Annotated in this window: 25 protein-coding genes and 1 other RNA gene; 17 read left to right on the top strand and 9 right to left on the bottom strand. The window is 50.7% G+C overall.

The genetic code is table 11. The annotated features are described in order from the left end of the window. The first annotated feature begins 411 nt into the window (after positions 1-411). The 7 genes from clpP (at position 412) to AC0Z7K_RS13825 (ending at position 8682) form a co-directional block, all read left to right on the top strand. The gene (gene clpP / locus AC0Z7K_RS13855; protein ID WP_056771081.1) at positions 412-1035 is read left to right on the top strand and encodes an ATP-dependent Clp endopeptidase proteolytic subunit ClpP; all 624 of its coding nucleotides are present in this window, start codon (positions 412-414) and stop codon (positions 1033-1035) included. A gap of 230 nt (positions 1036-1265) precedes the next feature. Next, the gene (clpX, locus tag AC0Z7K_RS13850) at positions 1266-2540 is read left to right on the top strand and encodes an ATP-dependent protease ATP-binding subunit ClpX (RefSeq protein WP_112164313.1); all 1275 of its coding nucleotides are present in this window, start codon (positions 1266-1268) and stop codon (positions 2538-2540) included. Positions 2541-2731: 191 nt separating this feature from the next. Then, positions 2732-5086, top strand: a complete 2355-nt coding sequence (lon, locus tag AC0Z7K_RS13845) for an endopeptidase La (RefSeq protein WP_112164314.1) — start codon at positions 2732-2734, stop codon at positions 5084-5086. Between the two features lie 214 nt (positions 5087-5300). Continuing rightward, positions 5301-5576 (top strand): nucleoid-associated protein HU-beta, encoded by a 276-nt coding sequence (gene hupB, locus AC0Z7K_RS13840; RefSeq protein WP_485614909.1) that lies wholly within the window; start codon positions 5301-5303, stop codon positions 5574-5576. Between the two features lie 166 nt (positions 5577-5742). Then, complete coding sequence (gene ppiD / locus AC0Z7K_RS13835) at positions 5743-7623, top strand: peptidylprolyl isomerase (RefSeq protein WP_485614908.1); 1881 nt, start codon at positions 5743-5745, stop codon at positions 7621-7623. Between the two features lie 138 nt (positions 7624-7761). Continuing rightward, entirely contained in the window at positions 7762-8145 is a 384-nt protein-coding gene (locus AC0Z7K_RS13830; RefSeq protein WP_413528075.1) for a ComEA family DNA-binding protein, read from the top strand. A 117-nt stretch (positions 8146-8262) separates the two neighbouring features. Beyond that, complete coding sequence (locus AC0Z7K_RS13825) at positions 8263-8682, top strand: YbgC/FadM family acyl-CoA thioesterase (RefSeq protein WP_485614907.1); 420 nt, start codon at positions 8263-8265, stop codon at positions 8680-8682. Between the two features lie 49 nt (positions 8683-8731). Here the strand turns inward: AC0Z7K_RS13825 and queC are convergent, their stop codons facing one another. Continuing rightward, positions 8732-9430, bottom strand: coding sequence for a 7-cyano-7-deazaguanine synthase QueC (queC, locus tag AC0Z7K_RS13820; protein ID WP_413528077.1), 699 nt, complete (start codon positions 9428-9430; stop codon positions 8732-8734). A gap of 97 nt (positions 9431-9527) precedes the next feature. Further along, the gene (locus AC0Z7K_RS13815; RefSeq protein WP_485614906.1) at positions 9528-11240 is read right to left on the bottom strand and encodes an SgrR family transcriptional regulator; all 1713 of its coding nucleotides are present in this window, start codon (positions 11238-11240) and stop codon (positions 9528-9530) included. A 191-nt stretch (positions 11241-11431) separates the two neighbouring features. Between AC0Z7K_RS13815 and cof the strand changes: the two genes are divergently transcribed. Further along, positions 11432-12253, top strand: coding sequence for an HMP-PP phosphatase (gene cof / locus AC0Z7K_RS13810; RefSeq protein ID WP_485614905.1), 822 nt, complete (start codon positions 11432-11434; stop codon positions 12251-12253). An 81-nt stretch (positions 12254-12334) separates the two neighbouring features. On the opposite strand, the gene AC0Z7K_RS13805 is transcribed toward cof, so the two are convergent. Continuing rightward, positions 12335-13378, bottom strand: coding sequence for a PLP-dependent cysteine synthase family protein (locus AC0Z7K_RS13805; RefSeq protein ID WP_485614904.1), 1044 nt, complete (start codon positions 13376-13378; stop codon positions 12335-12337). Between the two features lie 120 nt (positions 13379-13498). Between AC0Z7K_RS13805 and AC0Z7K_RS13800 the strand changes: the two genes are divergently transcribed. The 5 genes from AC0Z7K_RS13800 to amtB all read left to right on the top strand — a co-directional run bounded on the left by AC0Z7K_RS13800 (position 13499) and on the right by amtB (position 19708). Continuing rightward, positions 13499-13954: an Lrp/AsnC family transcriptional regulator gene (locus AC0Z7K_RS13800; protein ID WP_485614903.1), complete on the top strand. Its 456-nt coding sequence runs from the start codon at positions 13499-13501 to the stop codon at positions 13952-13954. 139 nt (positions 13955-14093) lie between these two features. Next, positions 14094-15866, top strand: a complete 1773-nt coding sequence (locus tag AC0Z7K_RS13795; protein ID WP_485614901.1) for a SmdA family multidrug ABC transporter permease/ATP-binding protein — start codon at positions 14094-14096, stop codon at positions 15864-15866. A gap of 7 nt (positions 15867-15873) precedes the next feature. Continuing rightward, on the top strand, positions 15874-17658 hold the full coding sequence (locus AC0Z7K_RS13790) for a SmdB family multidrug efflux ABC transporter permease/ATP-binding protein (protein ID WP_485614957.1): 1785 nt from the start codon (positions 15874-15876) through the stop codon (positions 17656-17658). A 341-nt stretch (positions 17659-17999) separates the two neighbouring features. After that, the gene (gene glnK / locus AC0Z7K_RS13785) at positions 18000-18338 is read left to right on the top strand and encodes a P-II family nitrogen regulator (protein ID WP_009639071.1); all 339 of its coding nucleotides are present in this window, start codon (positions 18000-18002) and stop codon (positions 18336-18338) included. A gap of 80 nt (positions 18339-18418) precedes the next feature. Further along, on the top strand, positions 18419-19708 hold the full coding sequence (gene amtB, locus AC0Z7K_RS13780; RefSeq protein ID WP_485614900.1) for an ammonium transporter AmtB: 1290 nt from the start codon (positions 18419-18421) through the stop codon (positions 19706-19708). Positions 19709-19853: 145 nt separating this feature from the next. On the opposite strand, the gene tesB is transcribed toward amtB, so the two are convergent. Continuing rightward, positions 19854-20720 carry an acyl-CoA thioesterase II gene (gene tesB, locus AC0Z7K_RS13775; RefSeq protein WP_213051235.1) on the bottom strand — a complete coding sequence of 289 codons (867 nt, stop codon included), beginning with the start codon at positions 20718-20720 and terminating at the stop codon, positions 19854-19856. A 246-nt stretch (positions 20721-20966) separates the two neighbouring features. Between tesB and AC0Z7K_RS13770 the strand changes: the two genes are divergently transcribed. Continuing rightward, positions 20967-21548, top strand: a complete 582-nt coding sequence (locus AC0Z7K_RS13770; RefSeq protein WP_413528084.1) for a YbaY family lipoprotein — start codon at positions 20967-20969, stop codon at positions 21546-21548. Positions 21549-21613: 65 nt separating this feature from the next. Here the strand turns inward: AC0Z7K_RS13770 and AC0Z7K_RS13765 are convergent, their stop codons facing one another. Continuing rightward, a complete protein-coding gene (locus AC0Z7K_RS13765) occupies positions 21614-21922 on the bottom strand; it encodes an MGMT family protein (RefSeq protein WP_485614898.1) in 309 nt (102 codons plus the stop codon). A 191-nt stretch (positions 21923-22113) separates the two neighbouring features. Between AC0Z7K_RS13765 and ffs the strand changes: the two genes are divergently transcribed. Then, an RNA gene (ffs, locus tag AC0Z7K_RS13760) (signal recognition particle sRNA small type) lies at positions 22114-22210 on the top strand. A 182-nt stretch (positions 22211-22392) separates the two neighbouring features. Here the strand turns inward: ffs and AC0Z7K_RS13755 are convergent. From AC0Z7K_RS13755 to AC0Z7K_RS13740, 4 genes are all read right to left on the bottom strand, one after another. Then, positions 22393-22533 carry a hypothetical protein gene (locus AC0Z7K_RS13755; protein WP_485614965.1) on the bottom strand — a complete coding sequence of 47 codons (141 nt, stop codon included), beginning with the start codon at positions 22531-22533 and terminating at the stop codon, positions 22393-22395. A gap of 869 nt (positions 22534-23402) precedes the next feature. Further along, positions 23403-23606: an HHA domain-containing protein gene (locus tag AC0Z7K_RS13750; RefSeq protein WP_056771138.1), complete on the bottom strand. Its 204-nt coding sequence runs from the start codon at positions 23604-23606 to the stop codon at positions 23403-23405. Positions 23607-23651: 45 nt separating this feature from the next. Next, positions 23652-24020 carry an Hha toxicity modulator TomB gene (tomB, locus tag AC0Z7K_RS13745; RefSeq protein ID WP_485614897.1) on the bottom strand — a complete coding sequence of 123 codons (369 nt, stop codon included), beginning with the start codon at positions 24018-24020 and terminating at the stop codon, positions 23652-23654. Positions 24021-24268: 248 nt separating this feature from the next. Further along, positions 24269-24622 (bottom strand): hypothetical protein, encoded by a 354-nt coding sequence (locus AC0Z7K_RS13740; protein WP_485614896.1) that lies wholly within the window; start codon positions 24620-24622, stop codon positions 24269-24271. A 357-nt stretch (positions 24623-24979) separates the two neighbouring features. Between AC0Z7K_RS13740 and AC0Z7K_RS13735 the strand changes: the two genes are divergently transcribed. Continuing rightward, on the top strand, positions 24980-25708 hold the full coding sequence (locus AC0Z7K_RS13735) for a metal ABC transporter ATP-binding protein (RefSeq protein ID WP_485614895.1): 729 nt from the start codon (positions 24980-24982) through the stop codon (positions 25706-25708). Continuing rightward, entirely contained in the window at positions 25705-26562 is an 858-nt protein-coding gene (locus tag AC0Z7K_RS13730) for a metal ABC transporter permease (RefSeq protein ID WP_485614894.1), read from the top strand. The genes AC0Z7K_RS13735 and AC0Z7K_RS13730 overlap by 4 nt, the downstream gene beginning before the upstream one ends. Positions 26563-26599: the final 37 nt, after the last annotated feature.

Genomic DNA, 26599 nt, shown 5'->3' with positions numbered 1-26599 from the left:
TGCACGTTGCTGAATCTGTCCGCAGATTCACGTTTAAAAGCCCGCAGTTTTCACTGCGGGCTTTTTATTTGCCGAAAATCAGGTATTTTTGTTTTGGCTGTTGTTTTTGCACTATATTTATCTCTATAAGGCACAGCGCACGTAGAACCGCTCCGTTGTCTCCCGCAAAATGGCCTTTCAGCGGCCCGGATTGGGGGATAGAGAAAAGAATTATGACGGCAGGCTTGAAAAAGGGGCCTAAATCCCCCAATTGATAAACACGAACTCAGATAAATTTGTAGTCAGAATCTGACTGATAACGACCGTCAGGCGTGTAAATGGCGACTTGGCCGCTTGAGCATAGTCATGTGTGTCTATCTCAAGTAGAATCGGTTTTAAATAGCGCCAAACAGAATCTATTAGGAGACGGTTATGTCATACAGTGGTGAAAGAGAGCAATTTGCACCAAACATGGCGTTGGTACCCATGGTGGTTGAGCAAACTTCACGGGGCGAGCGTTCATACGACATCTTCTCCCGTCTGCTTAAGGAACGCATCATCTTCCTGACCGGTCAGGTCGAAGACCATATGGCTAACCTGATTGTTGCCCAGATGCTGTTCCTGGAAGCAGAAAGCCCGGAAAAAGACATCTATCTGTACATCAACTCACCGGGTGGCGTGATCACTGCCGGGATGTCGATTTATGACACCATGCAGTTCATCAAGCCGGACGTCAGTACGATTTGTATGGGCCAGGCATGTTCAATGGGCGCGTTCCTGTTGACTGCAGGTGCAGAAGGTAAGCGTTTCTGCCTGCCAAACTCACGCGTGATGATCCACCAGCCACTGGGCGGTTTCCAGGGGCAGGCGACGGACATCGAGATCCATGCGAAAGAAATCCTGAAAGTGAAATCCCGTATGAATGAGCTGATGGCGAAACACACGGGTAAAACGCTGGAAGAAATTGAGCGCGATACAGAGCGCGACCGTTTCCTGTCTGCTGATGAGGCTGTACAGTACGGTTTAGTGGATTCTGTATTTACCCATCGCGCCTGACGGCTCAATCGTGCCGGGCTGATGGTCTATAGTTATACTCATACCATGGTTAGGTGGTCGGAAAGTTTTCGGAAAGGAAAAAGAGTGCGGCATCAACGACACTTTTCCTCCCGATGTGAGTCATAACATGAATGAACAGACATCAGCCCTCATGCGGCTGTTGTGTAATATGGTCGTGTCGACGCGTTATTGTAATGCTGCGGGACTGATACTAAAGAAGAGGTTTACTGATGACAGATAAGCGCAAAGACGGTTCAGGAAAGCTGCTGTACTGCTCTTTTTGCGGCAAAAGCCAGCATGAAGTGCGTAAGCTGATTGCCGGGCCGTCAGTGTATATCTGCGATGAATGTGTCGATTTGTGCAATGACATTATTCGCGAAGAGATTAAAGAAGTCGCGCCACACCGCGAACGCAGTGCGTTACCGACGCCGCACGAAATCCGTCAGCATCTTGACGATTACGTTATCGGCCAGGAACCTGCGAAGAAAGTGCTGGCCGTGGCGGTATATAACCACTACAAACGCCTGCGTAACGGCGATACCAGCAATGGTATCGAATTAGGCAAAAGTAACATTCTGCTGATCGGTCCGACCGGTAGCGGTAAGACGCTGCTGGCTGAAACCCTGGCCCGTTTCCTGGATGTGCCATTTACCATGGCCGACGCTACCACACTGACTGAAGCCGGTTACGTGGGGGAAGATGTTGAGAACATCATTCAGAAACTGTTGCAGAAATGCGACTACGACGTTCAGAAAGCGCAACGCGGTATTGTCTACATTGACGAAATCGACAAGATTTCCCGCAAGTCTGACAACCCATCGATCACACGTGACGTGTCCGGTGAAGGCGTCCAGCAGGCGCTGCTGAAACTGATTGAAGGTACGGTTGCTGCAGTTCCACCTCAGGGCGGACGTAAGCATCCACAGCAGGAATTCCTGCAAGTTGATACCTCAAAAATTCTCTTTATCTGCGGTGGCGCGTTTGCCGGTCTGGATAAAGTGATTGGCCAGCGTATTAACACCAGTACCGGTATCGGTTTTGGTGCAGAAGTGAAAGGCAAAGAGCAGAAAGCCACTGAAGGTCAGTTGCTGGCACAGGCTGAACCGGAAGATTTGATCAAATTTGGTCTGATCCCTGAGTTCATCGGCCGTCTGCCAGTGGTTGCGACGCTCAGCGAGCTGAACGAAGATGCACTGATTCAAATTCTGAAAGAGCCGAAAAATGCCCTGACTAAGCAATATCAGGCATTGTTCAATCTGGAAGGCGTTGAACTGGAATTCCGCGATGAAGCGCTGATTGCGATTGCGAAAAAAGCCATGAACCGTAAAACCGGCGCCCGTGGTTTGCGTTCAATCGTTGAAGCCGCATTGCTGGACACTATGTATGATCTGCCGTCTCTCGACGATGTGGAGAAAGTGGTGATTGATGAGTCCGTGATTGCGGGCCAGTCAGAACCTCTGATGATTTATGGCAAGCCAGAGGCGCAACAAGCGTCTGGTGAATAATTAGCCAAACTATCCAGAGAGTTAGCCACAAAATGGGGGATTTAGTCCCCCATTTTTTTTTCGCACATTCTTATCGTTGAATGTCGGACATTCATCCCCATATACTCAGTTAACGACTTGCTGAAACCCGTCTGACTCGTGTTTCACGAGATTTCCTTAACCTGGCGGAAGCTAAACTAAGAGAGAGCTCTATGAACCCTGAGCGTTCTGAACGCATAGAAATCCCCGTATTGCCTCTGCGCGATGTGGTGGTTTATCCGCACATGGTGATCCCGTTATTCGTTGGCAGGGAAAAATCGATTCGATGCCTCGAAGCCGCGATGGATCACGACAAAAAAATCATGCTGGTTGCGCAGAAAGAAGCGTCGACCGATGAGCCGGGCGTTAACGATCTCTTCTCCGTGGGTACGGTTGCCTCAATATTACAAATGCTGAAGCTCCCGGACGGCACGGTTAAAGTGCTGGTGGAAGGGTTACAACGCGCACGTATTACTACGCTTTCTGACAGTGGCGAGCATTTTGCTGCCCAGGCAGAATACCTTGAATCTCCGGCCGTTGATGAACGCGAGCAGGAAGTTCTGGTACGCACAGCGATTAATCAGTTTGAAGGCTACATCAAACTGAACAAAAAAATCCCGCCAGAAGTGCTGACATCACTCAACAGCATTGAAGATGCTGCACGTCTGGCTGACACCATTGCCGCGCATATGCCATTGAAACTCGCTGACAAACAGTCCGTACTGGAAATGTTTGATATCACCGAGCGTCTGGAATATTTGATGGCGATGATGGAATCGGAAATCGATCTTTTACAGGTCGAAAAACGCATCCGTAACCGTGTCAAAAAACAGATGGAAAAGAGCCAGCGTGAGTACTATCTGAATGAGCAAATGAAAGCGATTCAGAAAGAACTTGGTGAAATGGACGACACGCCTGATGAACATGAGGCGTTGAAACGCAAAATCGACGCGGCAAAAATGCCGAAAGAAGCGCGTGAAAAAACCGAAGCTGAGCTGCAAAAGCTGAAGATGATGTCACCGATGTCCGCCGAAGCCACCGTGGTCCGTGGTTATATCGACTGGATGCTTCAGGTGCCATGGAATGCCCGCAGTAAAGTGAAGAAAGATTTACGCAAAGCGCAGGAAGTCCTGGATACCGATCACTTTGGCCTCGAACGCGTCAAAGACCGCATCCTTGAGTACCTTGCAGTGCAGACGCGCGTCAGCAAAATCAAAGGGCCAATCCTGTGCCTGGTCGGGCCTCCGGGTGTGGGTAAAACCTCCCTTGGTCAGTCCATCGCACGTGCGACAGGGCGTGAGTATGTTCGTATGGCGCTGGGTGGCGTGCGTGATGAGGCGGAAATCCGCGGTCACCGTCGCACCTATATCGGTTCTATGCCGGGCAAACTGATCCAGAAAATGGCCAAAGTCGGGGTGAAAAACCCGCTGTTCCTGCTCGACGAAATCGACAAGATGTCGTCTGACATGCGCGGCGACCCGGCTTCAGCCCTGCTGGAAGTGCTGGATCCTGAGCAGAACGTAGCCTTCAATGATCACTATCTGGAAGTCGATTACGACCTGTCAGACGTGATGTTTGTAGCGACGTCGAACTCCATGAACATCCCTGCGCCACTGCTGGACCGTATGGAAGTGATCCGTCTTTCCGGTTACACCGAAGACGAAAAGCTGAACATTGCCAAGCAGCATTTGTTGCCGAAACAGATTGAACGTAACGCGCTGAAAAAGAACGAACTGACGGTGGATGACAGTGCAATCATCGGCATCATTCGTTTCTATACCCGTGAAGCGGGCGTGCGTAGTCTGGAACGTGAATTGTCCAAACTGTGCCGTAAAGCGGTTAAACAATTGCTGATGGATAAAACCCTCAAGCACATTGAAATTAACGGCGACAATCTGAAAGATTTTCTCGGCGTCCAGAAGGTCGATTATGGCCGTGCGGATACCGAAAATCGTGTCGGTCAGGTAACTGGTCTGGCGTGGACTGAAGTGGGCGGCGAGTTGCTGACCATCGAAACAGCCTGCGTACCGGGTAAAGGTAAGCTGACGTACACCGGATCTCTGGGTGAAGTCATGCAGGAATCCATTCAGGCTGCGCTGACGGTCGTGCGTGCACGTGCTGACAAGCTGGGCATTAACCCTGACTTCTACGAAAAACGTGATATTCACGTTCACGTACCAGAAGGGGCGACGCCGAAAGATGGCCCAAGTGCGGGTATTGCAATGTGTACTGCCCTGGTGTCTTGTCTGACCGGTAACCCTGTGCGTGCAGATGTGGCGATGACGGGTGAGATAACCCTGCGTGGTCTGGTGCTGCCAATCGGTGGTCTGAAAGAAAAACTGCTGGCTGCACACCGTGGCGGCATCAAGGTTGTGCTGATCCCAGACGATAACAAACGTGATCTGGAAGAAATTCCGGCGAACGTGCTGGCAGATCTTGAGATCCATCCGGTCAAACGCATCGATGATGTCCTGAACTTTGCTCTGCAAAATCCTGCATACGGTGCGTTACCGGTTGCTGCGAAATAGTGATGTTGGCTTACACAGTTGAATAAAACTCTGGCTGGCTGGTGAATTCTCACTTGCCAGCTTTTTTTTGTACCGTTAACGTAGTCAGCGGTCAGAGGGTTTCAGGCTGCTTTCAGTCGCTTGCATAGCCCTGACAAGATTGATATAACAGCAGCGCGGTCACGTCCGAAGGGAAATTCGGCGTGATGAAAAATATTAAGAGGGGACGAAAAGAGTGAATAAGTCACAATTGATCGACAAAATTGCTGCCGGCGCTGATATTTCTAAAGCCGCAGCGGGACGTGTTTTGGATGCGGTTCTTGGATCTGTCACTGATACCCTGAAAGCCGGGGAAGAAGTCGCTCTGGTAGGTTTTGGTACTTTCTCCGTGCGCGAACGTTCAGCACGTACTGGCCGTAACCCACAGACCGGTAAAGAAATCAGCATTGCAGCAGCTAAAGTACCTAGCTTCCGTGCAGGTAAAGCGCTGAAAGATGCCGTTAACGGTTAATTACCCGAAGAGCTGACGTCAAATCTGTGTGAAGTGTATCACTGATGCATATTTACTCAGGTCTGGTTGTTAAACAATAACCTGACGTCACCGGGCTGGTAAGGTAAGATACAAGGCGCATCGAAAACGGTGCGCTTTTTTTATTACAGCGGAGTGTTGCCTCACTATGATGGACAATTTACGCGCGGCGTCCAATAACGTCGTGCTCAAAATCATTCTGGCCCTGATTATTCTGTCCTTTATTTTGACAGGGGTGGGCAACTACCTGGTCGGCGGTTCAGGCGACTATGCAGCGAAAGTGAATGGTCAGGAGATCGGTCGAGCTCAGTTAGAGCAGGCAGTGCAAAATCAGCGCAGCCGACTGCAACAACAGCTTGGAGATCAATTCTCTGCGCTGGCAGGCAGCGAAGGTTACATGCAGCAACTGCGTCAGGAATCGCTGAACAACCTGATCGATGTCACTTTGCTGGATCAGTATTCCAAAAAATTAGGCATTACAGTCAATGATCAACAGATCAAAGACGCGATTTTTGCGACGCCGCAATTTCAGACCAATGGTCGTTTCGACAACGCTAAATATCTCCAAGGTATCCAGAGTATGGGTTACAGCGCGGATAATTTTGCCCTGTTGATGAAACAGCAATTGATCAGTCAGCAGCTCGAACAAGCGTTTGGTCAGTCCGATTTCATTCTCCCTGTTGAAAGCAAAACGCTAGGCGCACTGATCCTGCAAACCCGCGATGTACATACGGCGACGTTGGACACTGAGACTCTGGCAGCGAAACAGCAGGTGACTGACGCTGAATTGCAGTCTTTCTACGAGCAGAACAAAAACAACTTCTTATCCCCTGAGCAGGTCAAAATTAGCTACATCCAAATGGATGCTGCAGCCATGCAGGGTAAAGCAGACGTATCAGATGCTGATATCAGCGCCTATTACGACCAGCACAAAAACGAGTTTGGTCAGCCAGAGCGCCGTCGCTACAGCGTTATCGTCCTGAAAACTCAGGCACAAGCAGATGCCGTTGCGACTGAGCTTAAGAACGGCACTGACTTTGCTGAACTGGCGAAAACCAAATCCACCGATGCACTGAGCGCCAAAAAAGGCGGCGATTTGGGCTGGATGGAACCTGAAACTACGCTGCCTGAGTTTAAAAGTGCCAATCTGACCACCAAAGGTCAGGTCTCCGGTGTGATTAAATCTGACAGTGGCTTCTTCATTCTGCGTCTCGAAGATATTAAACCTGAACAGGTTAAACCTCTGGATGAAGTGCGCAGCAGCATCACTGATAAGCTCAAACAAGAGAAATCACTCGATGCCTACTATGCCTTGCAGCAGAAGGTCAGTGAAGCGGCGACCAACGATAACGAATCTCTGGCTTCGGCTGAAGACGTTGCCGGTGTGAAAGCAGTACACACTGACTGGTTCACGCAGAACCAAATCCCGGCAGCCATCAACTTCAAACCTGTCGTGCAGGCGATTTTTGAAGGTGGTCTTATCCCTCAGGATGGTACTCCGGGCAGCAACTCTGACATCATTACGGTCGATGGTGATCGTGCGTTTGTGGTACGGGTCGATTCGCATAAAGCTGAAGGCGTTAAGCCATTTGCTGAAGTGAAAGATCAGGTGGCAAAACTGGTGAAACGCCAGAAAGCACAAGATCAGGCGCGTATGGAAGGCGAGAAACTGCTGACGGCGCTGAAAGAAGGCAAGGGCGATGAGGCGATGAAAGCCGCAGGACTGAGCTTTGGTGATGTGCAGAAAGTACAGCGCAGCCAGCAGCCTTCTGCTTTCGAAGAGAACGTCTTCGCAATGCCGCAACCGCAGAAAGATCAGGCAGCCTACGGTTTGTCTCAGGATACCAAAGGAAACAGCGTGTTGGTCAAACTGACTGCCGTGACGCCAGGTGCTGTTCCTGAAGCCGATACCGTACGTTTTACTCAGGAGATGCAACAGACCTCCTCGAACGTGACCTTCGATGCGCTGCTGACTAACCTGCGTCAGGAAGCGAAAATCAAGTTCGGTTCTGCTGCACAAAACCAGTAAACGCCGCAAAGTTTTGCAACGCGTTGCAACAAACAAAGGCCGCTTTCGCGGCCTTTTCCACATTTGAAAGTTGCCCGTTGTTCCCTTTTTTTTCCTGATGCACTCTCTGTGTGCTGTCTAACACATGGAGGATACAGCATGAAAAAATTAGGCATTACTTCACTTTCACTCGCTCTGGCACTGGGGCTTTCTACCTTACCTGTAATGTTACAGGCGGCGCCCAATACCACCGGTACGGTTGCCACAACGTCAGTTGCCCCGGCAACGACGGCCAGCAAAGTGGCGGGTCCGCAGGTGAAAAAGGAGCAGGTGGCGGTGACTGACGAAAGTACCGTCAGCATCAATACCGCCACGGCGGAGGAGTTTGCCAAAGTGATGAACGGTGTGGGGATGAAAAAGGCGCAGGCCATCATCAGCTACCGTGAAGAGCTGGGGCAGTTCACCGATATTGAACAACTGCGTGAAGTGCCGGGAATCGGTGCAGCACTGTTTGAACGTAACAAGGACCGTCTGAAACTGTGACGGATGTCGCGGCGGCAAACCCTTAACGGGTGCCGCCGTTTTCTTCTGCTAATCTCTAAAGACATCTGACCAGTTTGGTTTATGCCTCAGGCGATCAGCAGGAGTTGTTTAATCACTATGCATACTTTTATCAAAGTTCGCGGTTTTCATATCGACGTTTACCAACATGTTAACAATGCCCGGTATCTGGAATTCCTGGAGACGGCGCGTTGGGAATGGCTGGACAATCAGTCTGGCTTTCAGTGGATGAGCCAAAACAAAATTGCTTTCATCGTGGTGAATATCAACATCAACTACCGCAAGCCTGCCGTGTTGGGCGATGTCTTACGCATCGACAGCAGCCTTCAGCAACTGAACGGCCGAAGCGGTGTCATTGAGCAGGTAGTGACCTGTGAGGGTGATATTGTGGCAGATGCCACGCTGACGTTTGTGTGTATCGATTTACGCACGCAAAAAGCGTTACCGCTGGAAGGTGAGTTGCTGGAAAGATTGCGCGAGCTTGAGCTGGAAAACGATCAGGCCAGCCACGAGGGATAAATAAAAACGGGCAGCGAAGTGGCTGCCCGTTCCTGTTAAAAAGAGAGTATCAAATTAGGCCAGTTTTCTTTTTCAGGCTCGCCATCACGCCCGCTTTATCCTGCTGATACTGTTGCAGACCATTAGCGCGAAGATGGCAGGCTGCGCATTCACCACAGCCGTCACCGGCAATACCGTTGTAACAGGTCAGGGTGTGATGACGAACCAGTTCGAGTTGCTGGTAGTAATCCGCCAGCGCCCAGGTTTCGGCTTTGTTCAGCCACATCAGCGGTGTTTCGAAACGTATTTCGCGCGCCAGCCCAAGAGAAACAGCATTGTTCAGCGCTTTAACGAATTCATCGCGGCAATCCGGATAACCGGAAAAATCGGTTTCGCACACGCCGGTAATCACTGCTTCAGCCTGAATCTGATAAGCGTAAATCGCCGTCAGTGTCAGGAACAGAATGTTACGCCCGGGAACAAAAGTGCTTGGCAAACCGCCTTCTGTTTCTTCTCCAAAGCCCGGTACGGGGATATTGTCACGGGTCAGGCTGCTGACCGCCAGTTCGTTTAATAAACCGACGTCCAGCACTTTGTGGGCACGCGCGCCCAACTGTACAGACAGCTTTTGCGCGATCTCAATTTCAGCGCGATGACGCTGACCATAATCGAAAGTGACACAATGTACTTCGTCATACTCCTTCAAAGCCTGGATCAGGCAGGTTGTTGAATCCTGTCCACCGCTAAAAACTACCACTGCTCTTTTCATTCAGATTTCCTGTTCGCTAAAACTGACCGCGCATCGGGCAGCAAAATCCTGCTTATGGTACTGACCTTTGCCGCCGTAGTGTAGTGAAACAGCTGGGTCACGCGTTTTCCTGTGGCAGCGGCGGCGGTACCCACGCCTGACAGAAATCGAACCAGCCCCAAGCCGTAAGCTGAACACCGTTGATGCGCGGCGGCGCGCTGACCTGATACTGATAGTTAAACAACGGCGTAATAATACTGCGCGACATCCATTGATAAAAATGGTCGCGCAATTCTTCAGAGCGTGAATTTTCCAGCGGGATTTGCTGGATAGACTCCAGGCGCTGTTGCTGCAGGAGCCGGTCTTCTTCCCGTAAAATACCTGCCCAGAGTGGATCCTGCTGTAGCCAGTTCTCAAGAGTGGCTTCCGGCGATTCACCGATCAGGCGATCGCCCAGCAACAGGTCAGCTGATTTCAGTAATTCGCCGTCTTCCCATAAGCGCCCGGCGTGATACACCACCTCCAGCGTACAACCTTCTTGCGCCAGTTTTTCCTGTAATGCTTGCGCTACCAGTTCAAACTCTACCGGCGGATGGAACAAAAGCCGCAAACTTTTAGGCAGAGCCACATCGACATCCTCATGAATCGGGATCGGCCAGCCGGGCAGCATTTCCTTACTGGCTCTCACCAGATCGTGATCGATCGGTAGATTATCTAACATGCCGCTACTTTGAATGATCCGAATGATTTTTTGCGCCTGCTTTTCACTTAACACACCGCGCCGCATATTCGCGGCGATATAGCAGAAACCGAGGCTGGTGCTGCGCCGGACGGGTTTCACCTGCGAAAGCTCATCTTCTTCACCGAGAATGATCCGCACCGGATGCTGGCAACTGACATTGTCCCGCTGGGCGAACAGTAATGGCGTGATCCAAAACTCGATAGCGGCCAGATATGGATGTTGTAAAGGATAATAGGTGTGCTGTTCGAGCCGGATTAATTCCGGGGAAAACGTGGTCAATCGAAATGGACCCGCACCAATATGCGGATCGTCGGGGTGTGCCAGCAGACAGTTGAGATCGGCAAAACGGTGCGCCAGCCAGTAATCAGGCTTATCCAGCTCGAACTGCAAGCACAGCGCATGAGGCTGAGATAATTTAACCACTGATGCCAGATTGTGTTTACCGCGTGCCGATCCCCGCAGTTGTTGAAAGCGCGCCACCAGCTGAGCTGTTTTCAACGGTTCGCCGTTATGCCAGAAAAGCTGACTGCGCAGAAAGAACTGCCAGGTCTTACCGTCATTACTGATTTGCCAGTGATGGGCAAGATTCGGCTGTGGCGAAGTATCGCCGGGAATGAAACGTGTCAAGCCTGCGTGGATCGTATGGGCCAGATGTTGCTCGGCGCGACCGGTAAGTGTCAGAGGATCCAGCGGCTGGAGAGGGCGGTAATAGGGAATGCGCAGTGTCGGGGCATCTTCCTGCCACTGGCCGCCAAGATGCGGCGCAAGCAAAGCATTGAGATGAGAAGGTGCCAGCTGGCTTAGTTGCAGCGCAGCAGAATGTTCGCCGTTCTTGAGTAACTCCTGTAAATAGGTTCCGCGGAGATCCTCCGGGGTTTTCAGGCAGCACAGCGAAGCACGTTTTCCGCGCCCGGCCTGTGATTGCCAGTTGATCCATCCTGCATCCCGAAAGTGGGTCAACAAGGTTCGGGTGTGGCGCTCACTACAGCAGAAAATCTCCGCCAGTTCCGCCACGGTGAATTGAACCGGATGTGAGCCGGTTTTCAGGTATAAACGCTGAAACTGATTAAGCCGGTTTTGCAGACGCACGGTAAATACGGAACCTTTATTAGCGGGGGATTATCTTTGTTCAGCATAACGCAGGTTCCGCTGTCTGATCTGGAGTAAAAAATCAAAGTGTGAGCTAAAACCGGAACAGTATTCATAAACTGTTCACTATTAGTTCCGTAAATCCCGGTCCATACTTTGAACGTGAAATCAGGCCCGCACAGAGAGGAAATATGTACCGTTTAGCCGCATTTGATATGGATGGCACGCTGCTTTTACCTGACCATACGCTGGGTGACAAAACGCTGTCCACGCTGCGCCAGCTGGCTGAAAAGCCGATCACCCTGACGTTCGCCACCGGCCGTCACTATCTTGAAATGAAAGATATTCTCGCCAATATCGGGCTGGACGGTTATCTGATCACCGGCAACGGCACAAGAATCCACGATCTTTCCGGCCACAGACTGCATGCCAGCGATTTACCGGAAGATTGCGCCCACGAATTGCTGCACACAACGTGGGACACGCCAGCAAGTTTGCACGTTTTCCGCGACGATGGCTGGTTTACCGCGCTCGATGATCCGGATTTATTAATCCCACATCAGTTCAGCGGTTTTCGCTATCAGTTGCAGGATCTGCGTTTACTGCCAGATTCGGGTAACAGCAAAGTGTGCTTCTGTGCGCCACATGAGGTGCTGTTGTCGCTGGTACCCCAGCTCGAAGCGCATTTTGGACCGCGCATCGACCTGTGTTTTTCTGCGATGGATTGTCTGGATGTGCAGCCTGCTGGCAGCAATAAAGGCAGCGCGCTGGCGATGCTGACTGCGGGGCTTGGGATCAACATGTCGGAATGTATGGCATTTGGTGATGCTATGAACGACAAAGAAATGCTGGAAGGCGTCGGTATGGGGCTGATTATGGGGAACGCACTACCCGTTTTGAAGGCGCAATCCCCGCACTTACAAATTATCGGACATTGCCGTAATCAGGCAGTGTCACACTTTTTGCAACACTGGCTGCACACACCAAACCTCACCTATTCCCCCGAATATTAAGGTTTTGCAGCGAGCCGGGTCATCTGTCCCGGCTTTTTTCATTCTTGCTTTTTACTCAACATTCTTCGAACCGGAGCAGCGTCAGCTGAGTCCTTCCAGTTCTTGCGCGTACCCCGAAATATCCCCGATATTTTTTGCGACCCAGTTCTCATCAAAATAGGTATTCAGGTACCGTTCGCCGCTGTCGCACAGTAAGGTGACGATCGAGCCAGTTTCACCTTTTTCTCGCATCTGTTTTGCCAGTTGCAGCGCACCCCAGACGTTGGTGCCGGTCGAACCACCGACTTTACGTCCGAGCACTTTCTCCAGCCAGTGGAGCGTTGCAACACTTGCGGCGTCGGGCACCTGCATCATGTCGTCAATCACGCTTGGGATAAATGACGGTTCTGCGCGCGGACGGCCAATGCCTTCAATCCGGCTGCTGCATTGGGCTGTGACGCTGGCATCCCGCTGCTGAAAATAATCGTAAAACACCGAGTTTTCCGGGTCGACCACTACCAGTTCGGTATCATATCCCTGATAACGAATGTAGCGGCCCAGCGTCGCGGATGTCCCGCCAGTACCGGCGCTCATCACCAGATATCGCGGCACCGGATGAGGTTCCAGAGACATTTGACGGAAAATGCTGTCGGCAATATTGTTGTTCCCGCGCCAGTCTGTTGCACGCTCTGCGTAAGTAAACTGATCCATATAATGACCGTTCATTTCGCGGGCGAGTTGCTCGGACGCTGCATAAATCTGGCCTGAGTTTTGTACGAAATGGCAGCGGCCGCCGTAAAACTCGATTTGCTGAATTTTGCGCGGAGCAGTGCAGGAAGGCATGACGGCGATAAATGGCAGGCCGAGCAGGCGGGCGAAGTAAGCTTCGGAAATGGCGGTGCTGCCTGAAGACGCTTCAATGATCGGCGTATTCTCGCGGATCCAGCCGTTGCATAAGCCATACAAAAACAGTGAGCGCGCGAGACGATGTTTCAAGCTGCCAGAAGGATGGGTGCTCTCATCCTTCAGATACAGCGAAATTCCGGGGAAGTCGCTTAGCGACAGGCGAATCAAATGTGTATCTGCTGAACGCTGAAAATCCGCGTCGATTTCTTTAATAGCGTTATTAACCCAGGAATTGCGCATGGTGCAGGCCCATATTAGTGTGCTGATGATGCTAAGAATAACGTAACCGTCAGAGAAATAAGTTACTCTTTAACCCACGGAATACAGTTTTTGTAGAATTATTTTCTTCTGAGGTACCGGATGGTAGATAAAATTGACCTTAAATTATTGTCGCTGTTGCAGAAAGATTGCACATTATCGCTCAGCGAGCTGGCGGATGCGGTAAATCTCACCACTACGCCTTGTTGGAAAAGAATCAAGCGGCTGGAAGACGACGGAATCATTCGCCAGAAAGTGGCGCTGCTGGACGGCGACCAGCTTGGGCTAAGCCTGACGGCGTTCGTGCTTATCAAAACGCAACATCACAACAGCGAGTGGTATCAGCGCTTTGTGCAACAGGTTGAGGCTTTTCCTGAAGTGCTGGGTTTTTACCGCATGGCCGGTGAATACGATTATTTACTTCAGGTACAGGTGGCCGATATGAAAAGCTACGATAACTTTTACAAGCGACTTGTGAACGGCATTCCGGGGCTGAATGATGTCACCTCAAGTTTTGCGATGGAACGCATAAAATCCACCACCGCATTACCGATTTAATGCAAAAGTTACAGTAAAAAGTTTCATCAGAAACCCCTGTTAACTCTGTTATCCTTGTCAGCCTGAAGAGGAAAGTTGCCCATATTTAAGCGGCTTATCCCAATAAAATCATCGTTATTATTTGTATGGAAAACGCTGCGTGAGATTGTTCGCCCAATTAGGCTGGTACTTCCGACGTGAATGGCGCCGGTATCTGGGTGCCGTTGCCTTACTGATCATCATTGCCATTCTGCAATTGCTGCCGCCCAAACTGGTCGGGGTGATTATTGATGGCGTTACCACCAAAACGATGTCTTATGGCGTACTGTTTGCGTGGCTGGGACTGATGATCGCAACGGCGATTGTGGTGTATTTGCTGCGTTACGTCTGGCGCGTGCTGCTGTTCGGCGCGTCCTATCAATTGGCAGTAGAACTGCGTCAGGATTTTTTCCGGCAGCTAAGCCGTCAGCATCCCGCTTTTTATCTGCGTCACCGCACCGGTGATTTGATTGCCCGCGCAACCAATGATGTCGATCGCGTGGTTTTTGCCGCAGGCGAGGGCGTTCTGACGCTGGTGGATTCGCTGGTCATGGGGCTGGCAGTACTGATCGTGATGGCGACCCAAATCAGCTGGGAGCTGACGCTGCTTTCCCTCGTCCCGATGCCGGTCATGGCGATTATCATTAAACGCTATGGCGACCAGCTGCATCATCGCTTTAAAACCGCGCAGGCCGCGTTTTCATCTTTGAACGATCAGGCTCAGGAAAGCCTGACCAGCATCCGTATGATCAAAGCCTTCGGTCTGGAGAATCACCAGTCTTCGCAGTTTGCCGACGTGGCCGCTGACACGGGTGCGAAAAACATGCGTGTGGCGCGCGTCGATGCCCGTTTCGACCCGACTATCTATGTCTCAATTGGCATGGCAAACCTGCTGGCGATTGGCGGCGGCAGCTGGATGGTTGTTAACGGCCATCTGACGCTCGGGCAGTTAACCAGTTTTGTGATGTACCTCGGTCTGATGATCTGGCCGATGCTGGCACTGGCCTGGATGTTTAATATTGTCGAGCGCGGAAGCGCTGCCTATAGCCGTATACGCAGTCTTTTACAGGAAGCGCCGAGCGTGGTGGACGGGACTCAACCCTTGCCAGCCGGACGTTCTGTACTCGAGGCCAGAATTACTGATTTCCATTACCCTGAAACCGTACATCCTTCGCTGACTGACGTTACTTTTTCTCTGCAACCGGGGCAAATGCTCGGGCTGTGTGGCCCGACGGGATCGGGCAAAAGTACGCTGCTGGCGCTCCTCCAGCGACAGTTTGATGTGACTGAAGGTGATGTGCTGTATCACGGCCTCTCACTCAAAGAGATCCTGCTGGATGACTGGCGTGCCCGTCTGGCAATTGTCAGTCAGACGCCTTTCCTGTTCTCCGATACCGTTGCGCAAAATATTGCGCTGGGGCGCCCGGATGCCACTCAGGAAGAAATCGAAGAAGCAGCGCGTCTTGCCAGTGTTCATGACGATATTCTTCGTCTGCCCGGCGGCTATGAAACTGAAGTCGGAGAGCGTGGTGTTATGCTCTCCGGCGGCCAGAAGCAGCGAATTTCTATCGCCCGTGCACTGCTGCTTAAAGCAGAAATTTTGATCCTCGACGATGCGCTGTCTGCGGTCGATGGCCGTACGGAGCATCAGATTCTGCACAACCTGCGTCAGTGGGGCAGTGACCGTACGGTGATTATCAGCGCCCATCGTCTTTCCGCTCTGACAGAAGCCAGCGAAATTCTGGTGTTTAACCACGGTACGATTTCCCAACGCGGGAACCATGAACAACTTGCCGCTAAGTCTGGCTGGTATCGCGATATGTTCCGGTATCAGCAACTGGAAGCCGCACTGGATGATGTGCCGCAGGAACAGGAGACGGAAGATCGTGGTTGAACAAAAAGTGAGTAAAATTCAAAAGATGTGGCCCACGCTTAAACGCCTGTTGAGTTATGGCAAGCCATACAGAAAACCGCTTTCCGTTGCGGTGCTGATGTTATGGATTGCGGCGGCGGCAGAAGTGACCGGGCCAATTCTGATCAGCTTCTTTATCGATCACTACGTCGCAAAAGGCGAAATGCCCTGGGGCAAGGTCAGTCTGCTGGCGCTGTGTTTTATTCTGCTGCAATTTCTGGCTGCGGGTTTGCACTATTTTCAGGCGCTGTTGTTTAATCGGGCAGCGGTCGGTGTGGTTCAGCGTTTACGCACAGATGTGATGGACGCCGCCCTGCGCCAGCCACTCAGTGCATTTGACACCCAGCCGGTCGGGCAGTTGATTTCCCGCGTTACCAACGACACGGAAGTGATCCGCGATCTCTACGTCACCGTCGTCTCAACCGTATTGCGCAGCATTGCTCTGATTGGCGCGATGCTGGTGGCGATGTTCAGTCTCGACTGGCGTCTGGCCTCGGTAGCAATTTGTATTTTCCCTGCGGTGTTCGTCGTGATGGGGCTCTACCAGATTTACAGTACGCCTATCGTGCGTAAGGTGCGGAGCTATCTGGCGGACATCAATGACGGGTTCAATGAAGTCATTAACGGGATGAACGTCATCCAGCAATTCCGTCAGCAAAAACGCTTCGGTGAACGCCTGACGCGCGCCAGCCAGTCGCATTATCTGGCGCGTATGCAAACGCTGCGGCTGGAAGGTTTCCTGCTGCGTCCGCTGCTCAGCCTGTTCTCCTCACTGATTCTGTGCGGTTTATTACTGCTGTTCGGATTCAGCGCGGAAGGTTCTGTTGGCGTTGGTGTCCTGTATGCGTTCATCAACTATCTGGGACGTCTGAACGAACCGCTGATCGAACTGACTTCACAACAGTCGATTCTTCAGCAGGCCGTCGTCGCAGGTGAGCGTATTTTTGACCTGATGGACAGAACGCAGCAGCAATATGGCTCTGACAATAAGTTGCTGACCAGCGGTGAGATTGAAATCAAAAATGTGAGCTTTGCCTATCTCCCGGAAAAATGGGTGCTGGAAAACATATCGCTGCAAGTGCCGTCGCGGGGTTTTGTTGCGCTGGTGGGGCATACCGGCAGTGGCAAGAGTACGCTGGCGAATTTGCTGATGGGGTATTACCCGCTCAATAAGGGGGAAATCAGAGTCGATGGCCGTAACCTTGCAGATCTATCGCATGCCAGCTTGCGCAAAGGGGTTGCGATGGTTCAGCAGGATCCTGTAGTGCTGGCCGAATCTGTCTTCGCCAACGTGACTTTAGGGCGCGATATTGATGAAGCACAGGTCTGGCACGCACTCGATATTGTGCAACTCTCGCCACTTATTCGCGACATGCCTGAAGGGCTTAATACGCGTCTGGGTGAACAGGGGAATAATCTCTCCGTTGGGCAGAAGCAGTTACTGGCGATGGCGCGCGTTTTGGTGCAGGCACCGGAGATTCTGATCCTTGACGAGGCAACGGCCAATATCGATTCGGGAACAGAGCAGGCGATCCAGCGTGCTTTGCGGGCTATCCGTCAGCAAACCACGCTGGTGGTTATTGCCCATCGTCTTTCGACTATTGTCGATGCGGATAATATTTTGGTATTGCATCGTGGTCAGGCCGTAGAGCAGGGTAATCACCTGCAACTGTTAAACGAAAAAGGCCGGTATTATCAGATGTATCAGCTGCAGCTTGCCGGACAGGAACTTGCCTCTACAGAGCAGGTAACTGCGGCTACAGAAAACGCCTAATCCTTGACCCAACGCAGCGCGTTACATTGCGTTGGGTCCCTGTATGTCACTGTGTGTTTCGCAATATTTCCCCCTTCTTGCCCCCCTTTAATGCATACCTCAATCCTGATGGACCCTGTTGCACTAAAAAGCAGCGCGTAGCACTTAAATAGTGCGGGCTTTCTTATAATGGCCCGACCTCCCCATTGTGCGCCCCGTCACGATTATTCTGAAAATGCCGTATTGCGCGGGTAAATCACCAATCTTTCAGAAATTTCAACTCTGGCACACCCTTTGCTTTATCCATTTCGTATCGGGCGCGGGTTCTCTCGCGGCAAGCCCTTAATTCGAGGAGTGGCAAAATGAAGCTGGTTACTGTGGTGATCAAACCTTTCAAGCTGGAAGACGTGCGCGAAGCGCTGTCTGCTGTTGGAATTCAGGGGCTGACCGTAACGGAAGTTAAAGGTTTCGGCCGTCAGAAAGGTCACGCTGAACTGTATCGCGGTGCAGAGTACAGCGTGAACTTCCTGCCAAAAGTAAAAATCGACATTGCTATCGCTGATGATCAGCTCGATGAAGTCATCGACGTGATCAGTAAAGCGGCTTACACCGGCAAGATTGGTGACGGCAAAATTTTCGTTGCTGAATTGCAACGCGTTATCCGTATTCGTACCGGTGAAACCGACGAAGCAGCACTGTAATTTCAGGCTCACCTCTTTGCATGAAGAGTTGAGATAAAAAAGCTTAGAAAACGGTTTTGAGAAACAGGGGTGGGTTAATAATGAAAAAACTTTTATCCATGATGGGGCTTGGCGCGGTTGCATTGTTGCCTTCGCTTGCCATGGCCGCCGCGCCAGCAGCCGCTAACGGTGCTGATAACGCGTTTATGATGATTTGTACTGCACTGGTCCTGTTTATGACTGTGCCTGGCGTGGCGCTGTTCTACGGCGGCTTGCTGCGTTCTAAAAACGTGTTGTCGATGCTGACTCAGGTTATCGTAACGTTTGCTCTGGTTTGCGTACTGTGGGTCCTTTACGGTTACAGCCTGGCCTTCAGCGAAGGTAACGCGTTCTTCGGCGGTTTCGGTAACGTGATGATGAAGGGCATCGGCCTCGATTCCGTCACTGGTACCTTCTCGCAGATGATTCACGTGGCGTTCCAGTGTTCATTCGCCTGTATCACCGTGGCGCTGATCGTTGGCGGTATCGCTGAACGTGTACGTTTCTCTGCGGTACTTATCTTCACCGTTATCTGGTTGACCTTCTCCTACATTCCGATGGCACATATGGTTTGGGCCGGCGGTTTCCTGGCAGCAGACGGTGCGCTGGACTTCGCTGGTGGTACGGTTGTTCATATAAACGCCGCTATCGCGGGTCTGGTCGGTGCTTACCTGTTGGGTAAACGTGCGGGCTTCGGCAAAGAAGCATTCAAACCACATAACCTGCCAATGGTTTTCACTGGCGCGGCTATCCTGTATGTCGGCTGGTTCGGTTTCAACGCCGGTTCAGCAAGTGCTGCCAGCCCGATTGCGGCTCTGGCCTTCCTGAATACGGTCATTGCAACCGCTGGCGCAATCTTGTCATGGACATTGGTTGAATGGCTGGTTCGCGGTAAGCCTTCTCTGCTGGGCGCAAGCTCAGGTGCTATCGCGGGTCTGGTTGCTATCACTCCAGCCTGTGGTACGGTCGGCGTCGGTGGCGCACTGATTATCGGTCTGGTCGGCGGTATCACAGGTCTGTGGGGTGTCGTGACTCTGAAAAAATGGCTGCGTGTCGATGACACCTGTGATGTGTTTGGTGTTCACGGCGTGTGCGGTATCGTAGGTTGCCTACTGACGGGCGTATTCACCTCCAGTTCTCTGGGCGGCGTAGGTTATGCAGAAGGTGTGACCATGGGCCATCAGGTCTGGGTTCAGTTCTTCAGCGTCTGCGTCACGTTGGTCTGGTCTGGTGTAGTTGCCTTCATCGGTTACAAAGTGGCGGATATGTTGGTCGGTCTGCGTGTCCCTGAAGAGCAGGAACGCGAAGGTCTGGACGTCAACAGCCACGGCGAAAATGCGTACAATCAGTAATTAAATGTTCAGAGAAAGCAGTGCGCTAATTCTCTACACGAGCAGTTCTAAAACTAAAAAATAATGATGAATAGCAAAAGGGGCGATATCACTATCGCCCCTTTTTAATTTCTATTTTTAGCCGGAGATATATATCCGTAAAGACTTATTCAGCAGCCCGCTTACGGATCACACCTTCCTGCACCGTGGACGCAACCAGCACGCCGTCGCGTGTGTAGAACTGACCGCGAACAAAACCTCGCGCGCCGGAGGCCGAGGTACTCTCTACGGCGTACAGCAACCAGTCATCCATGCGGAACGGGCGGTGGAACCACATCGAGTGATCGATAGTTGCAACCTGCATGCCCGGTTCCAGAAAACCGATGCCATGCGGCTGAAGCGCTGTCGGCAGGAAATTGAAGTCAGACGCATAACCCAGCAGATACTGATGGATGCGCAGATCGTCCGGCATTTCACCATTAGCGCGGAACCACACCGCACGGTGCGGTTCTTCGACGCTGCCTTTTAACGGATTATGGAATTTCACCGGGCGCATCTCGATGGGGCGATGGCCGAGAAATTTATCGCGGATTTTTTCCGGGATCAGATGTGCCAGATTTTGGGCAATATCTGACTCCGAGATCAACGACTCCGGCGGCGGCACATCTGGCATAGTGTTCTGATGTTCAAAGCCTTCTTCGTGGCTCTGGAAAGAGGCGGTCATGTAGAAAATCGGTTTGCCGTTTTGCACCGCTTTTACACGACGGGCGCTGAAACTGTTGCCATCACGCAGGATTTCAACGTCATAAATGATAGGCTTACTGCTGTCACCTGGACGTAAAAAGTAGCTGTGAAAAGAGTGGATCCCGCGATCAACCGGAACAGTCTGTTTAGCGGCATATAACGCCTGACCGACAACCTGCCCACCAAAGACCTGGCGCAAGCCCAAATCCTCACTTTGACCACGAAACAGTCCTTCTTCAATTTTTTCCAGATCGAGCAGATCCAGCAGATTTTTTAATGCCTGACTCATAGTGGCCTCATGAAAGTTACCGGTTGATTCATGCTGAAAGCAGCGCATAAATGACACTGCCGAACAGGTCTAACCTGTTAATGATAGTGGATCTTATGAGCACTCAGAAGACCTGTTTCGCCATCGGGAGGAAAAAACCAGATTATTGTGCCATGATTAATGGGTAAGCTGGTTGAAGAAACCATTTTCATGTCGGCGTTTATTACAGCTTGTCGACAAGCGAATAATAAAAAGGGAGTACGATCTATGAAACTTTGGCAGATAGTAGGTGGAACCGCGCTGTCTCTGACTCTTGCCGGGTGTGCACAGCATCACGAGGCACCCGCTCAGCAGGCTCCGGTGAATTCGGCAGCCAGTCCGGCCAGCCAGCCTGCAATAACTGGCCCGAATGTATCCGGTAGTGTGTTCATCAATCAGCGTGTCGCTTTACCGCCTGATGCGGTGCTGACCGTGACATTATCAGATGCCTCTCTGGCGGATGCGCCATCCAAAGTGATATCGCAGAAAGTGGCGAGAACGCAGGGCAAACAGTCACCATTTACGTTTATCCTGCCGTATAACCCACAGGATATTCCACCGAATGCCCGTGTCTTGCTGAGCGCAGCGGTGACCATCAATGGTCAGATGACGTTCGTGACTGACAGCATCAAAGAAGTGATTAACAATGGTCAGGGTACCCGTGCAGATCTGCAGCTGGTGCCGGTTGTCGCCGTTCCGGTTGCCACCAAGCCAAGCGCGCTGGGGCCGTTGAGTAATCCGTCTGAGCCGACTGGATTGGGTACAGCACCTGCTCCGGTGAGTGCAGTACCGACGCAGTCAACGTACTAAGTACGAAAGCTGTAAGACTGAAGCACCGCTTAGGCGGTGCTTTTTAATTTACACTTTTGGATGGATTACCACTTCCAGCCGTATTTCTCTAAATCGACTTTACCTTTCTTGAAGACAATCCCTTCGGCGAGCAGCGCCTGACGCTGGCGTTTAAAATCTTCGCCCTGCAAGGAAATCTCACCGTGACGGTTAATGACGCGATGCCAGGGAAGGGTGCTGCCTTCGGGTAATTTTTTGAGGACACCGCCCACCTGCCGAGCCGCCCGCGGCGAGCCTGCCAGCTGCGCGACGTTACCGTAGGTAGTGACCTGTCCGGAGGGAATTGCAGCTATAATTTGAAATACGCGCTGGCGAAAGTTATCGGGTTCCGGCATCACATCCTCCTCAGTGTTTGCCGCACAGTATGACGTAATTTCACGCTTCAGGCAGGCAGGTTTGAGCGGTATTGTTTAAGAAAACAACGGTTGTCGGCAGTTAACTTGCTTTTGAGTCGGGCATCACTGATAATGCCCACCGCTTCAGTTCTCCCACAGAGAAAGGAAGCCAACAACGACAATGGGGGCTCTGTTGGTTCTCCCGCAACACTAACTTGTTAACTCGGTCAGGTCCGGAAGGAAGCAGCCATAGCAGGTGTCGTGTGTGCCGGGATGTAGCTGGCAGGGCCTCCACCAATTCAGGCCCTCCAAAGTTATTCTTTCCTCTAATCTCCTGAAATTACAACGCTAAAATACCGCCTTAGGCCTTTTATCACTTTCTGTAGTGCACTAACGTTGTGAAGTAATACACCCGCGGTATCGCTAGCATATACAGCTTCAATGGAGTCTCGGGCGCTTCCGCCAACGCTTTAATGACGATGTAAAACGGCAGCCCGCAGACCGGATGAAAGATAGGGTAACGTCAGCAGGGGAGCTGTGATCTCCGGCAACAAATTAGGATGAGAACCGCGAATCTGCAACGTCAGCCCGGCGTCGAGGGTCTCCATCATCCGTTCGCTGCCGTTTAGCCATCGTCCGGCACAAAATGTGAGACTCACCGAACAGGGCGAGTGGTGCTGCCATATGCAGAACGCTTATTGAATATGGCTCACAGCGCGTTCTATGATATGCAGCAAGTCATGCAACAGGGCGGGGTTGGAACATTTCGAATCGGATTAGTGCTTTCGGTCAGCACGCTGTTATTTCCGACCGTTCCACAATTACTCTGAGAGTATTTCCCTAATATGCGTATGGATATATGATCTGACCAATGATGCATTATTACCGGAACTGGAGAACGGATCGGTTGATTCTGGTATCGGCGTGACTACAGCGCGATGCCGGAATCAATAGCATTTTATCCGCTGCTTGAAACCCGTTTGTGGTGGTGATCAGACCTGATGATACGCTGGGCAAAGAACATGATACCCCGTGGTGGCAGCTGGCGAAAAGAGATTTTGCATTGTTTTTAAAGGGAAATATCAGCAGGGTGGTGACGTCGAAGAATGAGACTCATCGCCTGAATTAGCAGGTAAAATATCGGGTGGATTTTCAGAAAACGTTGTATGGGCTGGTGTGGTCGTGTTTAGCCCTGGCACTTCTGCAGGAATTATATACTGCAACGCTTAACGATAATGAATTAACAATAATTCATCTGCAGCAGCCGACCCTAAGACATACGGTTGCGATGATGCCTAAACCGGTTCCATTGCGTTCTGAAAAAACGGAACAATGTTTTCAATTTCTCTTAAAGACGTTTCAACGACGAGTTAAGAAAAGAAAGACGGATTGCGCTAAAAGAAATGTTAAACAAAGCTAACGTTGTATCGTTGAAATAATAAACATTGAGCCGAGCGATTATTCGGCTCAATGCAAACTGTTAACGTACAAATTTCCACACGGCAACAGGGATTTTATCGTACAGTTTATTCATCGTCAGTTCTGCCAGACGGTGGTCAGCTGCCGAGTAAAACAATTCGAGTTCGTCGTCTGAAAGTTCATACTTATTTTTTTCAATAACACGTTCAAGTGTGTCAATAGTGGTGCATTTTCTTAAACGCATCAAATAGTCGATTTTGTTCATCGTGGCCTTTTCATTTTTTTCTGATGTCAGCATATAAATTATTACTCAAGTCTTCATTAGCGTACAGATGTAGTCCCCTGAGAACATTCTGAATAATCGCTTTTTGGTCTTCTGCCATTGGCGTAAGTCAGGATCATTTATTCCATAATTACTGAACAGGGTGTAGGTATCATCCAGATACTCTTCAACCAGATCACTTAAATGGTTATCGTCGGGGTACTTAATTTTAAAACTCATCACAAAGGATGCAATGTGTTCAATCAGTTCGTTGAGTTGCAGGTTAACAGCTGAAGTAGGGTCATTAACCCAACCATGATGACTGTCGCCCAGTGTTGCAATCCCCTCATCATACAACATTTCATTCAGGAATCGTAACTGAGCGATATCGTGCCGCTTAGGCGAGTACTCATCCATATCATCCCCTCCGTAATGGTTTATTCGGTGTTGATAACACTCTGTGAGTAAACAACAAAACTTAATGGCTTACAGGAAACAGCTCTCACTACAAATTCTATGAACTGCAAACATCACAAACTCAGTTAAACATCAGTAACAATTACAATAAACCGGTATCTGAAGGAGGTTTTACCAGGGATTATTATACAGTTAACAGTTTAAATATAATTCATTTTTAGAACGCTGCGCAAACGTATTACTCAAACTTACAATTCGTCTGCAGTGGTTCCTCGGGACGTATCAATAATATCAAACTCAAGGCCTTCTGGCCTGACCGTGAATGTGACATTTTGCGTCGTAAACTCATCCGCATTAATGTCCAGACAACCATTAAAAATCGTCCACTTGTATCGGTAACTCATTGAATATTGGTTTGTGTCTGTTTGAGTTATCGACACAATTTGCAAAGAATTCGGCTCATAACGGGCATTTTCTGAAAAATAAGATAAATCGCCAATTAAAGGTTGTTCAATTTCAGATAAAGAACGTTGGATAATCTCTTGTAACTCTTTGACAGACGGATTTTTCCCATAAATATCGCTGGGGATCATTTTCAGCATGGGTAATTTCCTCTTAAGCCCTGTCCTTTCATTATTACATACTTTCTGGATTATGTGTTTTAAGTACGAAAAAAATTTCGCACTGTCCGGGCATGTAGTGATTTGATTTTCATAGGTTTTATGATACGCACATCAATTTTTACCCTTTTCTGACAGTTAGGGCGCTCTGTGACGTCGTTAAGAAACTGAAACAGTTTATGTATTGATAAAAATCCCCTTGTGTGATGTTATATTATAACTATTTGGAGGGGCTATGACCAAAACACTGTTTACGATTTCTTCGCCAGTACGCAGCATTGGTGTACTGGCCGCACTCGTTGTGCTCTGGGCCGCGATTTACTGGGCGATTTCACTACCATGATTTTTGTTAACAATGTTGAAGTCGGCTATGACCGTCGCGCGGTCGCGATGCCGCTGAGCGGAAGATTTTTGTCTGGATCGTTAACGGCGGTGATTGGTGCCAACGGCGCCGGAAAATCAACGTTTCTGAAAACACTTGCGGGGCTGCAACAGGCCGTCACCGGTGATATCGCCTTCAGCGAAGGCAAGCGCCCGAGTCTGGCGTATTTACCGCAGCAGGCTGAACTGGATCGCAGTTTTCCTATCAGCGTGTTCGATATTGTGGCGATGGGATGCTGGCCGCAAAGTGGTTTATTTGGCGGCATTAATCGCCAGTCAGCGGCGAATGTGGCACAGGCACTGGAGACGGTAGGGATGACGCAAATGGCGAATTTCCCAGTGGGTTCGCTGTCCGGCGGGCAGCTGCAACGCACGTTATTCGCCCGTTTACTGGTCCAGCAGGCGCCGCTCATCATGCTTGATGAGCCATTTACCGGCATCGACAGCCAGACAACCGAATTACTTCTTAAGGTCATCGCGCAATGGCACCGGGAAGGCAAGACCGTCATTGCGGTGTTGCATGATATCTCAATGGTCGCACGGCACTTTCCACAGGTGCTTTACCTCAGTAGCCAACACAATCAGTGGGGAAGTGCACACGACGTGCTGAGCCACTTTCCTCACCCGGCGCATGCCTGTGTTTCGTCAGAACCCTTTTCAATGGCGGCGGGAGTAGCAAATTCATGATGCTTTTCCATTTGCTGGCCGACCCCTTTATTGAATTTGGCTTCATGCGCCGCGCGCTGATCGCCTGTATTGCGTTATCGATCAGCGCTACTCCTTTGGGTGTTTTTCTTCTGTTACGGCGAATGAGTCTGGTCGGTGATGCGCTGTCCCACGCTGTTTTACCTGGAGCTGCGATCGGCTATCTGATTTCAGGCATGTCTCTGGTAGCGATGGGAATTGGCGGTTTTATCGCCGGGCTGGCGGTTGCGATGTTGTCAGGGCTGGTGAGTCGCAAAACGCAGTTGAAAGAAGATGCCAGCTTTGCCGGTTTTTATCTCGGCTCGCTCGCGCTGGGCGTTACGCTGGTTTCGCTGCGCGGTTCGAGCGTCGATCTCCTGCATGTTTTGTTTGGCTCCATTCTCGCTATCGATTCTTCGGCGATGATCATGGTTGGGATCATCAGCAGTGTGTCATTGCTGATGCTGGCCTGTATTTATCGTGCGCTGGTAATTGAGTCTTTTGACTCGCTCTTTCTGCGAGTAAGTGCCGGTAAATGGCTGGCGGCGATCCACGGTATTTTCCTGGCTTTGGTGGTGATTAATCTGGTTGCCGGTTTCCAGATCCTTGGCACGCTGATGTCTGTCGGGCTGTTGATGTTGCCCGCAGCCAGCGCACGTTTCTGGGCCCGTGATTTACCCCACACCTTGCTGAGCGCGATGATTATCGGCGTTATCTCCAGCGTCGTCGGACTTATCTGGTCGTATTACGCCTCGCTGCCGGCAGGCCCGGCGATTGTGCTCAGCGCGACCGTCATTTTCTTTATTTCAGTTTTATTTGGAAAGCGTGGCGGGATGTTAACCGCCTCGCGATGTTAAGCAGTCACACAATGTAAAAGTCGTACGATAATTAAGG

This window comes from Rahnella sp. 1L-D-7-B-C2 (genome assembly GCF_057290995.1).
This window is presented reverse-complemented; position numbering and strand designations above follow the sequence as displayed.